The organism is Candidatus Gastranaerophilales bacterium, assembly GCA_028693235.1.
GTDB lineage: Bacteria > Cyanobacteriota > Vampirovibrionia > Gastranaerophilales > Gastranaerophilaceae > JAQUVW01.
Genome location: JAQUVW010000004.1, coordinates 111,385 through 129,442 on the forward strand (window position 1 = coordinate 111,385; position 18,058 = coordinate 129,442).

17 protein-coding genes and 2 tRNA genes are annotated in these 18,058 nt (G+C 32.5%); 9 read left to right on the forward strand and 10 right to left on the reverse strand.

The window, feature by feature from the left end; translation table 11 throughout:
• Nucleotides 1–4: 4 nt before the first annotated feature.
• From PHV37_07890 to PHV37_07905, 4 genes are all read left to right on the forward strand, one after another.
• Nucleotides 5–673 carry a VWA domain-containing protein gene (locus PHV37_07890; protein MDD3238000.1) on the forward strand — a complete coding sequence of 223 codons (669 nt, stop codon included), beginning with the start codon at nucleotides 5–7 and terminating at the stop codon, nucleotides 671–673.
• Nucleotides 674–687: 14 nt separating this feature from the next.
• Nucleotides 688–2,286 (forward strand): hypothetical protein, encoded by a 1,599-nt coding sequence (locus PHV37_07895; protein ID MDD3238001.1) that lies wholly within the window; start codon nucleotides 688–690, stop codon nucleotides 2,284–2,286.
• Nucleotides 2,287–2,381: 95 nt separating this feature from the next.
• Entirely contained in the window at nucleotides 2,382–3,029 is a 648-nt protein-coding gene (locus tag PHV37_07900; protein MDD3238002.1) for a hypothetical protein, read from the forward strand.
• A 7-nt stretch (nucleotides 3,030–3,036) separates the two neighbouring features.
• Entirely contained in the window at nucleotides 3,037–3,894 is an 858-nt protein-coding gene (locus PHV37_07905) for a TonB C-terminal domain-containing protein (protein ID MDD3238003.1), read from the forward strand.
• Here PHV37_07905 and PHV37_07910 read toward each other — a convergent pair.
• A complete protein-coding gene (locus PHV37_07910; GenBank protein ID MDD3238004.1) occupies nucleotides 3,891–4,787 on the reverse strand; it encodes a VWA domain-containing protein in 897 nt (298 codons plus the stop codon). The two genes, PHV37_07905 and PHV37_07910, sit on opposite strands and share 4 nt — an antisense overlap.
• A 632-nt stretch (nucleotides 4,788–5,419) precedes the next feature.
• Nucleotides 5,420–5,974 carry a hypothetical protein gene (locus tag PHV37_07915; protein ID MDD3238005.1) on the reverse strand — a complete coding sequence of 185 codons (555 nt, stop codon included), beginning with the start codon at nucleotides 5,972–5,974 and terminating at the stop codon, nucleotides 5,420–5,422.
• Between the two features lie 31 nt (nucleotides 5,975–6,005).
• Here PHV37_07915 and PHV37_07920 point away from each other — a divergent pair, with 31 nt between their 5' ends.
• Entirely contained in the window at nucleotides 6,006–6,287 is a 282-nt protein-coding gene (locus tag PHV37_07920; GenBank protein ID MDD3238006.1) for a hypothetical protein, read from the forward strand.
• Between the two features lie 165 nt (nucleotides 6,288–6,452).
• Here the strand turns inward: PHV37_07920 and PHV37_07925 are convergent.
• Nucleotides 6,453–6,529 (reverse strand) — tRNA-Ala (locus PHV37_07925).
• A 101-nt stretch (nucleotides 6,530–6,630) separates the two neighbouring features.
• Between PHV37_07925 and PHV37_07930 the strand changes: the two genes are divergently transcribed.
• Nucleotides 6,631–6,831 (forward strand): hypothetical protein, encoded by a 201-nt coding sequence (locus PHV37_07930; protein MDD3238007.1) that lies wholly within the window; start codon nucleotides 6,631–6,633, stop codon nucleotides 6,829–6,831.
• A gap of 174 nt (nucleotides 6,832–7,005) precedes the next feature.
• On the opposite strand, the gene PHV37_07935 is transcribed toward PHV37_07930, so the two are convergent.
• The 6 genes from PHV37_07935 to PHV37_07960 all read right to left on the reverse strand — a co-directional run bounded on the left by PHV37_07935 (nucleotide 7,006) and on the right by PHV37_07960 (nucleotide 13,527).
• A tRNA-Ile gene (locus PHV37_07935) sits at nucleotides 7,006–7,082 on the reverse strand.
• 57 nt (nucleotides 7,083–7,139) lie between these two features.
• A complete protein-coding gene (locus PHV37_07940; GenBank protein MDD3238008.1) occupies nucleotides 7,140–7,439 on the reverse strand; it encodes a hypothetical protein in 300 nt (99 codons plus the stop codon).
• 13 nt (nucleotides 7,440–7,452) lie between these two features.
• Entirely contained in the window at nucleotides 7,453–8,667 is a 1,215-nt protein-coding gene (locus PHV37_07945; protein ID MDD3238009.1) for a type II secretion system F family protein, read from the reverse strand.
• A gap of 11 nt (nucleotides 8,668–8,678) precedes the next feature.
• The gene (locus PHV37_07950) at nucleotides 8,679–10,754 is read right to left on the reverse strand and encodes an ATPase, T2SS/T4P/T4SS family (GenBank protein MDD3238010.1); all 2,076 of its coding nucleotides are present in this window, start codon (nucleotides 10,752–10,754) and stop codon (nucleotides 8,679–8,681) included.
• A gap of 10 nt (nucleotides 10,755–10,764) precedes the next feature.
• The gene (locus PHV37_07955) at nucleotides 10,765–12,621 is read right to left on the reverse strand and encodes a secretin and TonB N-terminal domain-containing protein (protein ID MDD3238011.1); all 1,857 of its coding nucleotides are present in this window, start codon (nucleotides 12,619–12,621) and stop codon (nucleotides 10,765–10,767) included.
• Nucleotides 12,622–12,636: 15 nt separating this feature from the next.
• Nucleotides 12,637–13,527 carry a hypothetical protein gene (locus PHV37_07960; GenBank protein ID MDD3238012.1) on the reverse strand — a complete coding sequence of 297 codons (891 nt, stop codon included), beginning with the start codon at nucleotides 13,525–13,527 and terminating at the stop codon, nucleotides 12,637–12,639.
• A gap of 254 nt (nucleotides 13,528–13,781) precedes the next feature.
• Between PHV37_07960 and PHV37_07965 the strand changes: the two genes are divergently transcribed.
• The 3 genes from PHV37_07965 to PHV37_07975 all read left to right on the forward strand — a co-directional run bounded on the left by PHV37_07965 (nucleotide 13,782) and on the right by PHV37_07975 (nucleotide 17,429).
• Entirely contained in the window at nucleotides 13,782–15,497 is a 1,716-nt protein-coding gene (locus PHV37_07965) for a U32 family peptidase (GenBank protein MDD3238013.1), read from the forward strand.
• A gap of 445 nt (nucleotides 15,498–15,942) precedes the next feature.
• On the forward strand, nucleotides 15,943–16,929 hold the full coding sequence (locus PHV37_07970) for a KpsF/GutQ family sugar-phosphate isomerase (protein MDD3238014.1): 987 nt from the start codon (nucleotides 15,943–15,945) through the stop codon (nucleotides 16,927–16,929).
• Complete coding sequence (locus tag PHV37_07975; protein ID MDD3238015.1) at nucleotides 16,929–17,429, forward strand: HAD-IIIA family hydrolase; 501 nt, start codon at nucleotides 16,929–16,931, stop codon at nucleotides 17,427–17,429. Before PHV37_07970 ends, PHV37_07975 begins: the two co-directional genes overlap by 1 nt.
• On the opposite strand, the gene PHV37_07980 is transcribed toward PHV37_07975, so the two are convergent.
• Nucleotides 17,430–18,014 carry a type II secretion system protein gene (locus tag PHV37_07980; GenBank protein MDD3238016.1) on the reverse strand — a complete coding sequence of 195 codons (585 nt, stop codon included), beginning with the start codon at nucleotides 18,012–18,014 and terminating at the stop codon, nucleotides 17,430–17,432.
• Nucleotides 18,015–18,058 lie beyond the last annotated feature (44 nt).

Below are 18,058 nucleotides of genomic sequence, written 5' to 3' on the forward strand. Positions count from 1 at the left end.
ATTTATGAATAAAAGATTAATAATTATCGGAATTATAATATTAGCAATATCAATAATAGGGAAATTGTTATTTGTTCTTTCAAAAAATATTAAGGTAGATGATTTTCATAAATCAGCGATTATTTTTGTCGTTGATTCATCAGCATCTAACCAAAAAATGTTACCAAAACAAATAAAATATTTAAAATCATTTTGTTCTATTCTTGACCCAGAAGATGAAATAAAAATCTTAAACGTTTCGCAAAAAGCATATTTAATATTTGAAGGTTCCCCAAGTGATTCTTCAGGAATATCAAAAGCCGTAAATACATTTACTAAATATGATGAAAACAATTACGGAACAGCTTATGGCGAAGGGCTTAAAAAAGCATTTTCACATTCTTTAACAATGAAGAAAGAAGGATATGTTCCAGCAATAGTCGTAATCGGCGATTTGGCTAATGAAGGAGATACTTCAACTCAAATTAATTGGGATACTTTGCCGTCTAATGTTGAAAACGTCAAGAAATATGCACCTGACTTAGCTATGATGTTTGTTTTTGCTCATCCTGAAAAACTTGATTTTGTCAAAACAAAACTGGCACCTGTTTTAGGTGAAAAAAGACTCATCATTGCAACCGAGCAAAATTCAACAAAAGCTCAACGTAAATTTTTAGAAGCAATTGGAAGATAGGAGTTTCTTAAATAATGGCATTTACAATAATTTCAAAAAATAAAGAAAAAACATTTTCAGATAAAGAATTAGTCAATATTTGTTCAAAAGATGGTTTCGATTTCAAACTTGATGTCGATTTCGACTTTATGTTGGCTGTCCAATATGATTTAAAAACTAATAAATGTATTCTGTTGAATCAATTTAACAACGAGAAATTTTTATTCAAAGGAAAGCCTCTGCCTGCTCGACTTGAAGTTGAAAAAATATGCAAAATTATGATTGCAGATTCAGATGAGTTTATTACTATAAAAATGATTGGGACTTCCTCTAATGTTGAGCTAAAAGAGGATAATCTTACCGAAAATGATTTAAAAGATTTATATGGCGATGAAGTAAATGCAAATATTCGATTAAAAATTGAAAAAAGAAAAAGTGAAATTGAGCAAGCAAGAATTTCTATAATAAATCAGGTATCCCATACAATTAATGATTTACAACATAAATTGTCAATGAATTCAAAAGGGGGAATTGTTTTACATATTGCATTACTACTAGCTTCTCTGATTTGCTCTTTTGGAGTTTCAAATTATTTAATGGGACTACCTTTAGCTCAATCTTCAAATGTAATTCAAATGCCTACAAATTTAAAATTAATATTTGTTTTTGCTTTTGTTTTATATGGGCTTGGACTAATTATGAAACAAGGTATTTTCCTCTATTTACAAAACAAGTCAAATATTGACAGTGATACATCAATAATTGCTGAAAAATTTATGATTGTTATGTCCTCAGTCTTTTATGTTGCAATTTATCTCATAAATGTTTTGTATTATTTGACGCCAAAAACAATACCTGTTTTCGCAGTTCTAATCTCGTTGTTATTCACTTCAATTGCAATGACACTTGCAATTGCTTGCGGGTATTTTAAACATAATAACGTTGAATTATCAAAGGAACTTAATAAATTTGAATATAGAGAAGATTTTGAAAAAGTAGTAAAAGAATATCAAAATTGGATTGAAAGATTTGCCAATAACATGAGTTTGACAAAAATAAGGAACATAAAAGATAAATTATTTATGTTGCAGTTAAAATCAATCGGAGAAATAATTTTAGGTATTTTGACCGCTCCGTTTTTGGCGTATGGGGTTTCTAATACCCTAGCAATGTGCTTCCCTGAAGCTGCAGGCTGGATAAGAATATCAGGGCTACGTTTTAGTCCGGTATTTTTGGTATTAGCAACTGTAATGATTGTCTTTGCATTTTTTGCTTTTGTTAATGCTTTTACTTGTAATCGTAAAATTCAGGCTTCGAATGTTTTAAAAACCGACGGATTTAGTAATTTTATTAACCACGGGGTAGAAATATTCGGATTACAAGGAGTCAGAAAACTTAATTCTGAAATGAGACAATCTTTTCTTATTGGAATTGCAATTATCGGAATAGAATTTACAATGAATATCTCATATTTTATGCAAGAAATGGGTGGAGATTTGGGCGGAATGCTGTTGAGCGTATTGGCGGCACTTGTTCCTACTGCTATCTTGATTGCGGAAACATATATGTTAAGTGCAACCAAATTTGAATCCTTCGTTTGTGATGGATTAATATCAAAAATAGATAAAGATTAATGTTTTATAATTTATTTTTTAAAATTTTAATAGCTCTAATTATATTTATTACACTCTTAATTTGTGGGATTAAGCCACATCTTCATACAAAAATATTGGTTTATGATTCAAATTTTGAACAAGTCCAAAATGATGACTCTTCACAAAAATCCGATTTGCAAAATGTGCAAACCAAAAATCTAACTTTGTCAAAAAGTTTGCCCCAAAAAACAGACAACTACATATCGGAAGTTAAAAGAAATAAAGCATTACCTCAAATTACAAAACAAGATTCGAAACAACATCTACAAAGAACTTCAACAATAAAAGACAATACGGTTCAACAAATTAAAAAGCCTGCTTCTTCCATAAAAATGCAACCTGCAAAATCCAAAAAAACTCTAGAATCGCTGGCAAAACAAGAAGAAATCGCTTGGAATGTATGGCGATCAAATATACAAAATCAAATAATGAATGATGCCTCTATTGGCGGGGTTCCAAACGGTACTGTTTTTAAATTTAGCTTTGTTGTAGATAGATATGGTAAGGTTTCTAATGTTAAAACTTGGTCTTTAAATCCCACTTATACACCTCTTGCAATTCAGTATATAGCACCTGTTATAAGAGGTTATCAAGGACATTCTATTCTAGATTTCCCAAGGTCGTCAAATCGCATTACAACAACAGTTGATGGCGGATTTAAAGTTTCTCAAGTTGCAAAATATAGTAAACCTAGTGATTATAATGATATAGAAAAAAAGTGAGGACACAATGTTTAGGTGTAAAGAATGTGGCTTTGATTATGATATCAAACCTGATTATTGCGAATGTGGTAATGATGAATTTGATGAAATTATAGAAAACAAATCCATAAATTCGAATTTAGATAATAAAAAAGAACCACATATATATAAAACTAAAAACGACGCCACAAAAAAGAATAAAATTCATATTCCATCTGTTTGTATTTTTATGTTTTGCTTACTTTTATCAGCTTTTGTTCTTCTTTTTGCTTGGAATCCCAAAGCTGTTAATACTTCTTCTATAAAAAATACAAAAGTTGAAAATAATCAAAACATTCCCAACATTGATAAAATATGGAATTCATCTACTCCAAGCAAAATGCCTGAAAAGCAAGAAAAGGAACCCTCAATTAAACAACAAATAGAAGAAAAACCTATTGAGATAATTCAACAAACAAAAGAACAAAATATTAATAAAACGATAGCTAATAAGCAAAATAAAATGCCTAAACAGCAAGTCAAAACGCAAAAAATCATACAAACACCTGTTCAAATAAAAGCCAAACCGGTTTCAACATCAAAAATAAATAAGCAAGAACTTAATTATTACAAGTATTCTTTAAGAAATAAAATTGCATCAAAAATTGATTTTACAAACATTTTAGGAGACGGGACTTGTGTTGTATCATTTACCCTTTCTAAAGCAGGGGCATTGCAAAACAGAAGATTTACTCTTCAATCTGACAATGGAATGTTGAATGATGCTGTTTATGAAGCTGTATTAGCAGTTCCAACATATACTTCTCCTCCATCTGCCTATAACAATGAAGTTCTAAATTTTACCGTAAAATTTTATAATGGAAATTTTGAAATTACATTAATTTAATCTTTATAAAATTCATATTGAGTCTTATTTTGAGGCGATTGTTTTATTTGCCCCGGTTGAGAGGTTATAGCTTGGGTCAATACAGATTGTAGATTAGACAAGTTGTTTATGTTATAGACTTTGCCCCCTGTAGTAGAAGCTAAACAAGCCAATCCTTCATCATTGTCTGAAGAAACAAGAATTATATCCACATGAACATCTGAACGTTGTTTTATGAGGTTTTTAGCAAATGCACAAGGATCGCCTCCACAATTTTCACCGCCATCAGTAATTAAAATAACCTTTTTGGGGGTGGTTTTATCTAAATATGCAAAATCTTGATTTATAGCTCTATCAAGACCGTAGACCATTGGTGTTGAGGTTCCAATCCTCACTGAATTCATACCCGCAATTAACGAGTTAGCATTCGCCGTTGTTATTGATGCTACTTGTTCTGTTGCAGAACAAGCACCAGATGCTCTTCCTGCTGGATTACAATTTGCAATAACTTTGTATTTTTTATTTTCTTTTTTTATAGATTTAATTGTTCCTAAAAGACGGGTAGAATTTGAGGTATTTTGGCTTTGCCCGAATACTCTTAATCCAACCCTTGTGGTTTGAGGTATTTGGGCGATTATGTAGGACATAATTGATTTTGTTTTTTCAATACAATTGGACATACTTCCAGAATAGTCCATAACTAAATTAACAATTTGAACTTGAGCTACTTGTTTTGTAGCATTATATGTTTGTGGGGTATAAACATTATATGGATTCATATTCGTTTGTGTTTGTATAATTTTCCCATTCGTTTTAATGACCCCGGAAGTGTTAATTTTGTACTTTGCGGCATGACAAGCTCCGACCGAGAAAATTATTAACAGAAAAGTTATACTAAATATTCGCTTAATCATAAAAATCCTTTTTGTAAATTGTACCATATTTCAAATATTCAATACTATGAATTTCGCAAATATCAATAAGATTTTTTATTAAAATTATTATTAAAAATATAGAGATAGAAAGGAAAATGAAAAATAATTTTTATAACCTTTCTATTATTATCTCTATCAAATATCAAATCAACTGAAAAACAATAAATAATATGATTAATAAACTACCGACTTTCATCATTGAATTTGACAATTCAAGCCTGACAAAATAGGAACAAAAAAAGCATCTTTTGATTTATTCAATTTACTTTTTAAAATATAAAAGAAACAAAAACTTTCCAAAATTAAAATGAAAAGAACTACCCGAAACAGAGAAAAACATACAAAATAAATATAGCTTACAATGATTACCTTTTGCCGAATAAATATTTCAGGTCCGTCGCCGAATAGAACTTTGTAGCACGGAAAACTCACTTATAGCATGAAAAAAGAGACCTTAATGTCTCTTTTTTAAAATTTGGACTAAAAGAGGCGAAACTAGAACTTTTGGTCAATAAATTTATTAAGAATTTAAAAGACGAAGATTTTCTTCCGTTAATTTTTAAAATTGATAGCATAAATCTTTTAGGAAATGTTGCATAATTTCATTATGATTAGTTTGAATTAAGTTTGTATAAATCTTTTAAGCAAATATCAAGTTCATTTAAATATTCAAATATTAAGACTCTATAATTTATGTGTGATGAATCTTCAGAAATTCGTTCTTTGTCATACATTATTACGTCAATGAAATCGTTATCAATTGAGCAACGTGTTGTGTAGCAAAGTAATTTTCCGTATTTTGCGGCTACGGGATGACCAGAAATTTGTATTCTAACATCTCTTATGCTTTTGAAAGCACTTTTACATTGATATTGAATATTTACTAGTTTGTATAGTTCAATTATCGCATCTTGTTGTATTATTATTGATTGCAATAATCCCCAAAGTTTCAAATATTTTTCTCCGGCTTCATTTCCAAGTCCATTTTTAAAATAAAATTCAATAGCTAAGTAACTATCTTCGATAGCGTCAAGAGAACAACAAAAAATATTAAAATTAATTTTTGATTTATAAATTAAATCATTAGTGTTTTTTATTAATAAATTTCTAAGATTTTCTGTATCTTGCTTTATATCTTTTAGTAATTTTATTTCTTCTTTGTTCATAAATTAATTATAACTTAAAAAGGAGAAAACTATGACAAACAAAAAACCGAATTTTATCATTGAATTTGGCAATTCAAAACCAACTTATGAGGAATCAAGAAAATCTATTTTGAAACTTGCAGAAATTTTGCAGAGGATTGAGTTAGGAGAAATTAATCAATCAAAGGATATTGTTAAAGAAGAAAAAGTGGAAACAACTCTACAAATACAAGCCGAACAAAAAGCATTTTTCAAATTTTTTGATGACAATTTCGACACATTTGTTCCGAAATGTAAGGAATTATTCGAAGAAAATCAAGATAATGACTCGTAATCATTGCCTTATTCGCACTCGAACTTTTGTAAACTTTTAATTTAATTGAGTTTCAAGGTAATAGAAATCAAAAATTAGAAATGGTATCTCGCCGAATAGAACTTTGTAGAGCCGAAAAGCGGCTTATAACATGAAAAAAGAGACCTTAAGGTCTCTTTTAATAAATGGTGGAGGATAGGAGGCTCGAACTCCTGACCCCCTGCGTGCAAAGCAGGTGCTCTACCAAACTGAGCTAATCCCCCTTGGGAACAATATTATGATATCATAAGCAAAAAAAAAATCAATACTGTCGTTTTATATTTGAATGTAAAATTTTTTGTTAAATGTATTTTATCCTACACCTATGGTATATTATTTGGACAGACAGTTTGATAAAACTTTGAATATTACCTCGGACACTGAAAATCTCGAAAATCTATCAAAAATAGCTGGAGCTTATCTAGCAGATGTAAGCTCTAAAGTAGAAAATGATTTAAATTCATCTATAAATCAAACAAATACAACTATTATTATTAATCAGAATATACTTCAAGCTATTCAATAATTCTTTGCTGGATAAATTTGTACTTAAAACGATGTCTCAACCCATTGTAACTTGAACGGTATAATATATAAGATGATTTAAAAGTTTACTATCTGAATTTCTCAAAGTATATCATGGGGTTCAAACAATTTATAAATATACAAAAAATAAAAAGACCGAATAACGGTCTTTTTATGGTGGGCCATCCTGGACTCGAACCAGGGACCTCACGCTTATCAGGCGTGCGCTCTAACCACCTGAGCTAATAGCCCTTTGTCTTTCAATATACTATATTGATACCATAGACATTTCTCAAAATCAAGCTTTTTTTATTCTTCTTCGTCATCTAACGGTCGAAGCAATATTATAGAGCCCAAATTTAACTGCAAAAAATCATGATTTTCTACTTTTCTATTTGGAAATTCTCTATGTTTAATCTCACAATCTTTTATTGCCACAAATCGTTTTCCGCCATTGAGAATATCTGACAATACACGATTGCGTCTTCCCGTTTTGGGCATAAAGACATTCCCTTTTATCTCATAGTCTTTGGTAATTACCAATATTCTTTCTGACCATATACCCGTTATAAAATCTTGATCTATTTGTTTTTTTTCATCTTTTGACATAACATCCTCTTTCTTATGCAAGTTGGTATGATTGGAATAAAGGTAAGTATAATGACAAAGCCAAGAAACAAACTATACCACCAATGAATATTAACAATATCGGTTCAATCATTTTTGATATAATATCAATTACCCTGTCTAACTCTTGGTCAATATACAATACTGACTGATGCATCAACTCACCAAGCTTACCGGATTGTTCACCTGTCGCAACCATAAACAAAATCATTTTGGGAAATATTTTAGCACTACGCATTGCTACAGACAAATGAGCACCGCCTTGAACCTTTTTTATCGCCTGATTTACAGCCTCATGCATCATTGAGTTGGAAAATGTCAAATTAGACAAATATAAACAATCCACAATTGGGATACCTGCCTCATATGCTACTTGCAACACAGATAAGAAATTTGAAAAAGCTGAAAATTTTAACAAATCAGATAACAATGGTATCCTCAACATCAATTTATCAATTTCTTTTCTTGATACAGACCATTTCCAGAGATAAACAACACTCCAGATTAAAGTACCCAAGCCAAGAGGTATAACGAACCATTTATCTTTTAAGAACTCTCCGGCTCCCATACAAATTCTGGTAAAGATAGGAAGTTCTTTTCCCATCATGTCAAACATATCTTTAAAAGCAGGGAAAACAAACATCAACATAATCAGAACTACTACGTGTGCAAGAACGACAACAAAAGACGGATAAGCTAAAGCGGAAACCACTCTACCTCTAATATCGCTTTCTTTTTGTAACAATTCAATTATTCTGTCGAAGGATCTTTCCATTTCACCAGAATCTTCACCGGCTTTCGCCAAACCTATATACACTTGACCAAATATTTGCGGATAATGAGCCAACGTATCAGAAAAAGTATAACCTGATATAATCTGTTTTCTTATTTCTCTAGCTAATAATCTGATTCTTCTGCTTGAAGCATCATTCTCCATAAAAATCAAGCTCTCAACAACCGGCAAACCTGCCTTATGCAAGGTTCTAAAAGTTGAAGTAAAATCAATTTTTTCCTTCAAAGAAAGGCTCTGCAATTTTGCGACATTGACTGTTTGTTGTTGAGACGAGTTTGAAGCCGTATCGTAGACCTTTGTAGGGACATAACCTAATTGACGAATTTGCTGACGTGCTTGTCTTGTGTCATCAGCCTCAATTTTGCCTTTTACAACTTCACTATTATTTTTTAATGCTATGTAATTATATACCGGCATACATCAAACCCTTATTCATTCACCGGACCTAATACACGAATGAACTCATCAATCGTTGTATCACCACGCAATATATGTCCAAGACAAGACTGTTGCAATGTTTTCATTCCAGTACCAATTGCAGCTTCTTCAATTTGAATGTCATGAGCACCTAAAGCTATTTGTCTTTTTATTTCTTTAGTAACTTGCAGTACTTCATATACACCTATTCTGCCTTCATAGCCTTGGAAACCACATTTTTCGCAACCCTTTGGCTTGTATATAGGAACCTGCATAAACCTTTCAATTTCTTTATCATTCATTACAACAAGTTGAGCTTCTTCTCTTGAAGCATGGTATTCTTCTTTACAATGAGGGCACAATCTTCTTACCAAACGCTGTGCGATTACGCCAGCGATTGTTGATGATATCAAATAATCTTTAGCACCCATTTCAATCAATCTGGTGATAGTAGCAGCAGCCGAATTTGTATGCAAGGTACTCAATACTAAGTGACCTGTCAACGCAGCCGAAATTGCAACTTCTAAAGTTTCATAGTCACGAATTTCACCTACTAATATAACATCGGGGTCTTGTCTTAAAATAGCTCTTAAGCAAGAAGCAAAAGTAATACCCGCTTTCGTATTAATTTGTGATTGATTTACACCTTCAATACGAATTTCGACCGGATCTTCGATAGTAGTTATATTTATTTTTTCATCATTAATATTTTTTAGCAACGCATACAAAGTAGTTGTTTTACCACTTCCGGTAGGTCCTGTTGCGAGGATAATCCCGTTTGGAACTGATTTTATACGTTTAATTCTTTCTAAATCATCATCCATAGCCCCATTTAGTTCAATATCTTGATTTTGAACAGTCATAGCTACGGCTGGCGTCAAAATTCTGATTACCATTTTTTCTTTACCTGCAACAGGCAAAGTATTTATTCTGAAATCGTAGTCTTGATTTTTATATTTAATTGAAAAAGAACCATCTTGAGGGCGTCTATGCTCTGCAATATTCATTTTTGAAATAACTTTAAGACGGGTCAAAATTGCGGATTCAGATTTTGCAGGAAGTTGCAATACTTCTCTCAAAATGCCGTCAATTCTGTATCTGACAACAAATTTTGCTAGTCTTGGCTCAATGTGAATATCACTTGCGTGCGACTCAATAGCGTCTGTAATAATTTTATTTACAAACTTAACTACAGAACTTGAAGTGTCTTGAAGTTCACGCTCTGCTTGTTCAAATAAAGATTCTTCTTCACTGAATTCAATTGACTCTTGTTCAACTGATTTCATAATTTGAGAAGTTTCTTTTTTAGACTCGTTATAATAGGTTTCCAAACACATTGTAAATTCATAATACGTAATCAACATAACTCGAGGTCTCAAGCCTGTTAAATACACAATGTCATTTATAACATGTTTTTCATTTGGGTTTACCATACCAACGACAAGAGTTTTGCCGTCAAAGCTTAAAGGAATAACTTTATTTAATTTAATAAAATCTTCGGGCAATATATTTAAGATATTAGAATCAATTTTCAACTGATCTGCATTTACTGATTCAAACCCCTGTTGAGCAGACAATGCAACCTTCAAATCAGCAATTGAAACATACCCTTTTTGAACAAGTGCTGTTCCGACAGGAACTGATGATTTTTTAGCAACAACCAACGCATCAAAGAGTTGATCCTCTGTAATAAAGCCCATATCAATAAGAATTTCACCAATTCTTTTTTTAGAGCCTGAGTTTTGACTTGGATTAGCTTCTCCAACCGCCTCATTTGGAGCATCATGAATTGCTGATGGTGTAGCTACTTGAGCCATTCCTGAGTGCTGATGTATATAGTTAAGGACATCGGCAAATGCAACATGTTCCACAACCAAAAATTTGCAATTATGAACACTGACGGTTTTTTCTATTATTTGTTGGACAGCATCTTGATTTGCACCTGATAAAACTGCCGCATAAAACAGGTTATTTTTTTGACCTAATGGGATAAAACCAAGTTGAGAAAATTCTTCTGTGTCGAATTGTGCCACAGAAGAAAAATCTATAATTTGTTTTAATTTATCTGTAATTTGTTGGTTTGCCATTTTTTACTCTTTATAACTGAGCAACATCCTCAGTATCTTTGATAATACGTGGTGTAATTAAGATTACAAGCTCTGATTTAGAATTTGATTTATAAGAGTTTCTAAAGAATACTCCCAAAACAGGGATATCACCCAAAATAGGTACTTTTGTTACCTCTTTTTTCTCTTCTTCTTTTGTTAAACCACCAAGAACCAATGTTTCACCATCTTTGATTCTTATGTTATTTAATTCTAAGTTTCTTCTGCTTAACAAAGTAGCCGCAAGATATTTATAATCACCGCTACTTGTTTTTAAAGTATCATTAACTTCTTTATAAACAGTAGAATAATCAGGTTTTACATTCATTGAAACATAGCCATCGGGGCTGATAAAAGCAACCAATGTAACTTTCATACCCAAATCGTCACCAATTGTGTAAGTCTTTTCTATACCACCGGCAACTGTACCACTTGAAGATGTCATTACTTGAGCTTCAATTTTTTCTATATAATCAGATGTTAAATCGATAACAGATTTTTGACCGCTTGTTACAATTACCTTTGGATTTGCAAGTTGACGACCTTTATTATTTGTTATCAAATAAGAAATTCTTTGTGTCAAATAATCTGTACCTGTAGAATAAGGTCCATGCCAAGGGATAACTCCTGTTGAAAAACCATTATCAGGAGAAAATGCAGCCGAGAAATTACCAAAAGATAGTTCCCAAGAGTTTTGGAAGTCTTTTGCACCTTCTTCAGTTAATTCGACAATAGAGATTTCAATCATTGCTTGAGGTTGTTTTCTATCATTTGCAGCGATATAATCACTAATTAATTTTATTTGTTCAGGAGAGCCGCCGAAAATTGAAACAGAGCCCAAACCTGTATTATATATAACAGACATAGAATTGTTATTGAATGATGAAAGAGCACCTGCATTAGCACTATTTTCTATTCTGCAAGCGACAACGCCACCTCCCATTTCAAGGTCTTTAACTTCAGAAGAAGATGATGATGAAGATGAAGAAGATGATGAACTTGAAGAGCTTGATGAACTAGCACCACCTGTTGGTTTACCTCCCTGCGGAGATCCTGATTGAGATGAAGACGCAGAAGATGAAGAACCTGTTGCAGCTGAACCCGCAGAACCACCTTTTGCCAACAATGTTGTACAAATCAAATTAGCCATTTCTTTTGGTGTTGTATGATTTACTTTGTATGTAGTTGCTGTAGGCTTAACATCCAACTTATCGACTATTTTCTTGGCCATTCTATAATCATTATCTGTACCAAAAATTAATAATTCATTTCTCAACGGATTTGTAACAACGATTTCTGAATTAGAAAGCCCAGGTTTATTTATAGAAAATACATTTTTATTCAAAAACGAAGCAAGTGCAGAAGCATCAACATATTTAACCGGAATCGTAGTCATTGTATCTTTTGATACATTACTTGTTTTACTAGCGGTAGCTGACATAACCATAATAGTGTCATTTTTGATTACATAAGACAAATCGCTCATTTGCATAATCATTTTGAAAGCGTTATTCAAAGTAACATTAACCAAGTCTAAAGTAATTTTTCCATCTACTGAACTGTGGAAAATAATATTCAAACCTGCTTTATCCGCAAACATTCTAAGAGCTTGTTTGACATCTGAATCACGTAAACTAACACTAATTATCTGATTGCCATGACTCAAAGAGACATCACCTTCAAGCTTAATATTATTCGGATTAGAATAAGCACCTCTGGCTTGCGGATGATAGGCAGTAGCCTGCATTTTAGCCTGAGGAGCCGCAATCGCCATATATGAGAATACCATAGATAGCATTGCTGCTACCGAAAAGCATTTTAATATTTTTTTATTTTTGTTATCTAACATATATACTTAACTCCTCTAGTTATCAAATCTTAATGATTTTATATTTCTACCGTTATACGCTCCGCCAAATTTATTTTGCAGATTAGCAACATGGACAACACCATCTGTGGTAAAGGATTGACCGACATAAGCTCTAAAGACATTTGTTCCAGCCTTTACTATGACTTTATCTCTGGCAATATTCAATATCGTAAAGCCAGCTAATCTATCGCCCACTCTTACAAGTTGATCTTTTCCGTTAATATTTACAATAGCTGATGGTTTTTTAGAATCAAACATAATACCTGATATGGTTGTTTGCATTAATTCTTCTGCTTGAACATCAGGTAAAGTAGCTTTCGGAGGTTCAATCAAATCAAATCCAATAGTAGGGTACGAAACGCTTGGACCGGAAGAACCACTTTTTGATATAGTAGGAATAAACGGATTTTCACGTCCGCCTCCACCTATTGAAACGAAAACCAAATCTTTATCTTGACCGGCTTGAGCAATGGGAGGCAATCCGTCTTTCCCTTGAGCAACATCATCTGCAGGCAATTTACCCTTAACAGAAGCACCATCAGGCAAACCTGAGTCTACGGCAACTTCTACAGTAGCTGTTTCATTTGAACCATCTTTACTTTTGGCTTGATCATAGAAATAATCGCCCATTTCTTCTTGGTTAGACGTTTTGTCGATATCTTTATTTATGTCTTGAGTATGTTTAAACAAACCTATTGCCAATAAAGCAAGGAATATCACAACAACTATAATAATTTTTTTTATTTTTTGAGCATCACCTTGATTAGGAGCCAACTCCTGTAAATCTTCTTCAGTCGCAACATTATCTGACGGAGCCTGTGCTTCATCTTGATTTTGTTGATTTTCATCTTCTATATTGTGCCACTCGTTCGGGTTATTCAGCATCTATAATTCTCACTCAATACTTATCAGAATTTTATACCTTCCTGCTAACGAGGTTATCGTATAAAAACAGTAATTTATTTATATTTTACTTTGGTTTATAAAAATTGGCAAATTCATTACTATTTACCAAAAATAGTATAACAGCATAAAACAATAGCATGCAAATATATAAACTATATGGAGTATAAATTTATAATAATTTACTTGAAATGAATGAGATAAATTTGTAATATATATATAAATTGGGGTAAAAATTGAAAGAAATATTTGTAATATCACCTATAAAAAAACCTTCCGACATTGATACCTTTACTCAAAATTCATCATGCCGAGAGTTTTATGTTTATCATCACAAATTTCTTAACAACAATTTTGACTATGTTAAAGAGTTTATAGACAAGGCACACGCCACAAATTCAAAGATATATGTCAATTTCAAGCACAATATAACAGAAGATGAAATTGTCGAAATAAAAAAATTCATTACATATTTAAAATCGACTAAAATTGATGGAATTTTTATAAACAGCTTTGCAATACTTGAAGCTGTGAAAACGCACAACTTACCTTACGAAGTGATTATCGACTCGTATTTTGATATACACAATCTGGCTGGAATCGACTTTATAAACAATTTTCATAAGGCAAACAGGCTTATTATTACGGAAGAAATTTACCTCAAAAATATTGCAAAAATAAAGCAATACACCAATCTTTCACTCTCAATTGACAGCGACAACTTACCTTGGTGTGCAGAAGATATAAAAAAACTAAAAGCTATTGACTCCATTGTTATCAAAGGGAAATTTGCAACCTCTGAAGAAATATTAGACGGTATAAATCTTGTTGAAAAAATTCTTGAAAAACCAAAAGTTTTCAAAAATCAGAAATTGCCTTTTAAACATATAAGAAAAAGCTTTTACCAAACGAACCACTTTTCAGGAGAAGTTATAAGTGCTCAAGGAAAAGATTTCAAATTCAGCAGATACATCAAGACATTCGAATGGGATGCAAAAAGAACTCGTCTAAAAGGTCATGTCGAATACAAATCATTGAATTTACCAAAAATAAATCTAAGACTATCTTCTCTCTTACAAATGAAAGAAGTCAAAAAATTCATAGACAGATTGGGCTTCAACCCAATATACTCAATTGAATTCGGTGAAATATTAAACACCTCAGACCTTGCAAAAAGCAGTTTCAGCGAGGTCATGACAAAAGTTAAAAAATTCTGCAAAGCCCAAGACATAAAGCTTCAAGTAAGCACCCCTCGTATTTTAATAGAACGAGATTTTGACAGAGTGTATGAATACGTCAAAAATATTTGCCTTGAAGAACCGCACCCTTCAACAATAATCGCTAACAATATCGGTTACTTGTGGGCTTTTATCAACGACAGTGAACTTCACCGTTTCCCTATAGAAATCGGGCAAGGAATCAACCTCTTAAATAGCATGTCCATTAACTGTTTGAACAATTTGCACCCTATAAACACTATCGATTTTACAACTTTTAAAGATTTTCAAAACATAAAATCATGTATAAAAAAGATAAAACATATTATACCGAACAAAAAACTTACAATCAGTGGAAACATAAGAGTTCCATCGCTCGGATTATGTCCTTTAAATAACGATTCTGCAATAGTATCAAGACTTTCCTGCAAAGCACCTTGCCACAAAGGTAATTATGCACTAAAAGACCCCTCTTTAAAAAAACTTTACCCCTTTGTTGTTGATGGTTTTTGTAGAATGCACATGTTCAAAGACGAAATTTTACAAATATACGATTACATTCGCCCTCTTGAACAAATAGGCATAAACGAATTTGTAATTGATTGTAGCAGCCTAAATGCAAAATTTGTATCAATATTACTTACAAACATGTTGAACTCTTTAACCAATCCAAAAAATAACAACTTAAAATTGCCTACAGAATGCTCGTCCGATACCTTTCCTCAAAATATCTGATGGTATCATTCAAATGAGGTTTTACTTCTAATGAAATATTTTTTAGCCGCAAAGTCCGAATATTGAACATTGTTTCTTTGTCATGTACTAACCACAACATTGACCCTTCCGGATATTTTGCAAAATGAAATGTCGAACACAAAATACAAGTTTTTGTGGCATCAATCATATTCATACGAGAAGCATCCACCGTCAACGAGGTGCACTCTTTCTCCAAAATATATTTTTTAACCTCATCAATAACTTGAAATACACTTGTCGTGTACTTGCCAATCTCGAGGTATAAGTTAGAACTTTCTACAGCTATCATTAAAATTTCTCTCAATATAGTGGTACTATATAAATCGACATATATGTAAAAAAAATCAAAACTTTTATAACAAACTACATTATTTATATGAGATTGTCATATAATAATATATATAAGAGAGAAAAGGTTCAAAAAATGCTTCAAGCGATTATTAAATCAACAACTGTTCAAGATATAGCAAAAGAAGTTTTAGATATTGAAGCTAATTCAATCATAGAGCTCAAATCGAGAATAAATTCAAATATTGAAAAGGCAATAGACCTAATTATAAAATCTAAAGGCAGAGTAATTGTTACAGGAATGGGCAAGTCTGGTCATATAGCAAGAAAAGTAGCGGCTACTTTATCTTCAACAGGTACACCCGCTTACTTTTTGCACCCAGCTGAAAGCACCCACGGGGACTCAGGGATTATAACAAGAGATGATGTAGTTATCGCAATGTCAAACAGCGGCGAAACTTCTGAATTATTAAACCTCTTACCGTTGATAAAAAGATTTGAAGTTCCTTTAATAAGCTTAGTGGGAAAAACGAAATCAACACTTGCACTAAAAAGTGACGTGGTTTTTGATATATCTGTAGAAAAAGAAGCATGCCCGCTTGGCAAAGCTCCTACAGCAAGTACAACAGCAACCCTTGCAATGGGTGACGCTATTGCAATTTGTCTTTTGAAAAAACGTGGATTCTCAGAAGAAGACTTCTTGCTTTTCCACCCATCCGGTGCTTTGGGTAAAGGTATTTTATACAATGTTCAAGACTTAATGATTAAAGATGAAAAATTGCCTATCGTTCAAGAAAATAATTCGTTCATAAATACTATTGATTTGATTTCTACTAAAAAATTAGGATGTGCAATTGTAATAAATCAACAAGGTACAATGACAGGAATTCTTACAGATGGTGACATAAGAAGGACTTTGTTGAAATATCACGATGTATCAGATTTAAAAACAAAAGATGTGATGACTAAAAACCCTAAAACAATTCACCACAAAGATTTAGCAGCAAAAGCTCTTGCAATAATGGAAAAACACGCTATTACATCTATTGCCGTTTGTGACGACAACAACAAACCAATAGGACTTGTGCATATTCACGATTTATTAAAAGCAGGAGTTGCTTAATGACAAACACAGATTTATTATATAGAGCAAACAAAATCAAATTAATAGCTTTTGATGTAGACGGCGTTATGACTGATGGTGGTATCATTTTTGACGAAAACGGGCTTGAATATAAAACCTTCAACGCTAAAGACGGTCAAGGTATAGTAATGTTAAACAAATCAGGTTTCAAAACCGCAATCATTACAGCCAGAAACACAAAAACGGTGGAAATCAGAGCCACAATGCTTGGAATACACAAAATATGCCAAGGAAGAAAAAACAAACTCGAAACCCTTGAAGAAATTGCAAAAGAATTCAATATAGACTTTGAAGAAATAGCCTATATGGGTGACGACCTTCCCGACTTAAAAGTTTTACAAGTTGTCGGTTTACCTAGTTGCCCGAATGACGCAGTAGAAGAAGTCAAAGAAGCCTCACTGTTTATTGCCCCTCGAGATGGTGGCAAAGGTGCAGTCCGTGACCTATGCGATTTGATTTATAAAGCAACTAAAAGATAATTATTCGTCGAGACAACTTTCGCACATATCACAATCATGGGGAGTTTGAGAGCAGTCTCTGCCTGATATAATCGCCATCACGGGCGGATATCCATCGACTTTTTCAGCTACGCGGTGTCCATTATCATCATAAACTCCATTAATGCGAAATCCATACCCGTCTTTAAGTGTTTGCCAGGAGTCTGTATACTCATTTGGCTTTTTGTCACCATTTATATCTACAGATATATAATCCCAGTCTATAGAATATGCCATTCCGTCTGATGTATAAAATATAACATCCCCATATGAGTAGGCTTGTGAATCGTTTGTTGAAGATACTATATTCATTCTTTTTGAAAAGAAGTTTTGATACATACAATCAGACTCATAATCACATTCTTTAAGTAAATCAAAATAAGTTTGCCCCGTTAGAGCATAATGTTGTGTAATAGCTTGTGACAAAGCAGAATACGCTTTTTTTACAGCAGTCTTGGTTTCTTCTTTATTTGTATTATTCAACAATGAAGGTATTGTCATCGCAGCAATAACGCCTATTATAACTAACGTAATCAAAACTTCTGCAAGAGTAAAAGCCTTTTTCATATTTACCGTCCTTACCATTCGTCTTACCACCTACTGGGTGGTAG

Coding starts and splice junctions, on each gene's coding strand:
- PHV37_07890 (MDD3238000.1), top strand. CDS start 5: ATGAATAAAAGATTAATAATTATCGGAATTATAATATTAGCAATATCA.
- PHV37_07895 (MDD3238001.1), top strand. CDS start 688: ATGGCATTTACAATAATTTCAAAAAATAAAGAAAAAACATTTTCAGAT.
- PHV37_07905 (MDD3238003.1), top strand. CDS start 3,037: ATGTTTAGGTGTAAAGAATGTGGCTTTGATTATGATATCAAACCTGAT.
- PHV37_07910 (MDD3238004.1), bottom strand. CDS start 4,787: ATGATTAAGCGAATATTTAGTATAACTTTTCTGTTAATAATTTTCTCG.
- PHV37_07915 (MDD3238005.1), bottom strand. CDS start 5,974: ATGAACAAAGAAGAAATAAAATTACTAAAAGATATAAAGCAAGATACA.
- PHV37_07920 (MDD3238006.1), top strand. CDS start 6,006: ATGACAAACAAAAAACCGAATTTTATCATTGAATTTGGCAATTCAAAA.
- PHV37_07930 (MDD3238007.1), top strand. CDS start 6,631: ATGGTATATTATTTGGACAGACAGTTTGATAAAACTTTGAATATTACC.
- PHV37_07940 (MDD3238008.1), bottom strand. CDS start 7,439: ATGTCAAAAGATGAAAAAAAACAAATAGATCAAGATTTTATAACGGGT.
- PHV37_07945 (MDD3238009.1), bottom strand. CDS start 8,667: ATGCCGGTATATAATTACATAGCATTAAAAAATAATAGTGAAGTTGTA.
- PHV37_07950 (MDD3238010.1), bottom strand. CDS start 10,754: ATGGCAAACCAACAAATTACAGATAAATTAAAACAAATTATAGATTTT.
- PHV37_07955 (MDD3238011.1), bottom strand. CDS start 12,621: ATGTTAGATAACAAAAATAAAAAAATATTAAAATGCTTTTCGGTAGCA.
- PHV37_07960 (MDD3238012.1), bottom strand. CDS start 13,527: ATGCTGAATAACCCGAACGAGTGGCACAATATAGAAGATGAAAATCAA.
- PHV37_07970 (MDD3238014.1), top strand. CDS start 15,943: ATGCTTCAAGCGATTATTAAATCAACAACTGTTCAAGATATAGCAAAA.
- PHV37_07975 (MDD3238015.1), top strand. CDS start 16,929: ATGACAAACACAGATTTATTATATAGAGCAAACAAAATCAAATTAATA.
- PHV37_07980 (MDD3238016.1), bottom strand. CDS start 18,014: ATGAAAAAGGCTTTTACTCTTGCAGAAGTTTTGATTACGTTAGTTATA.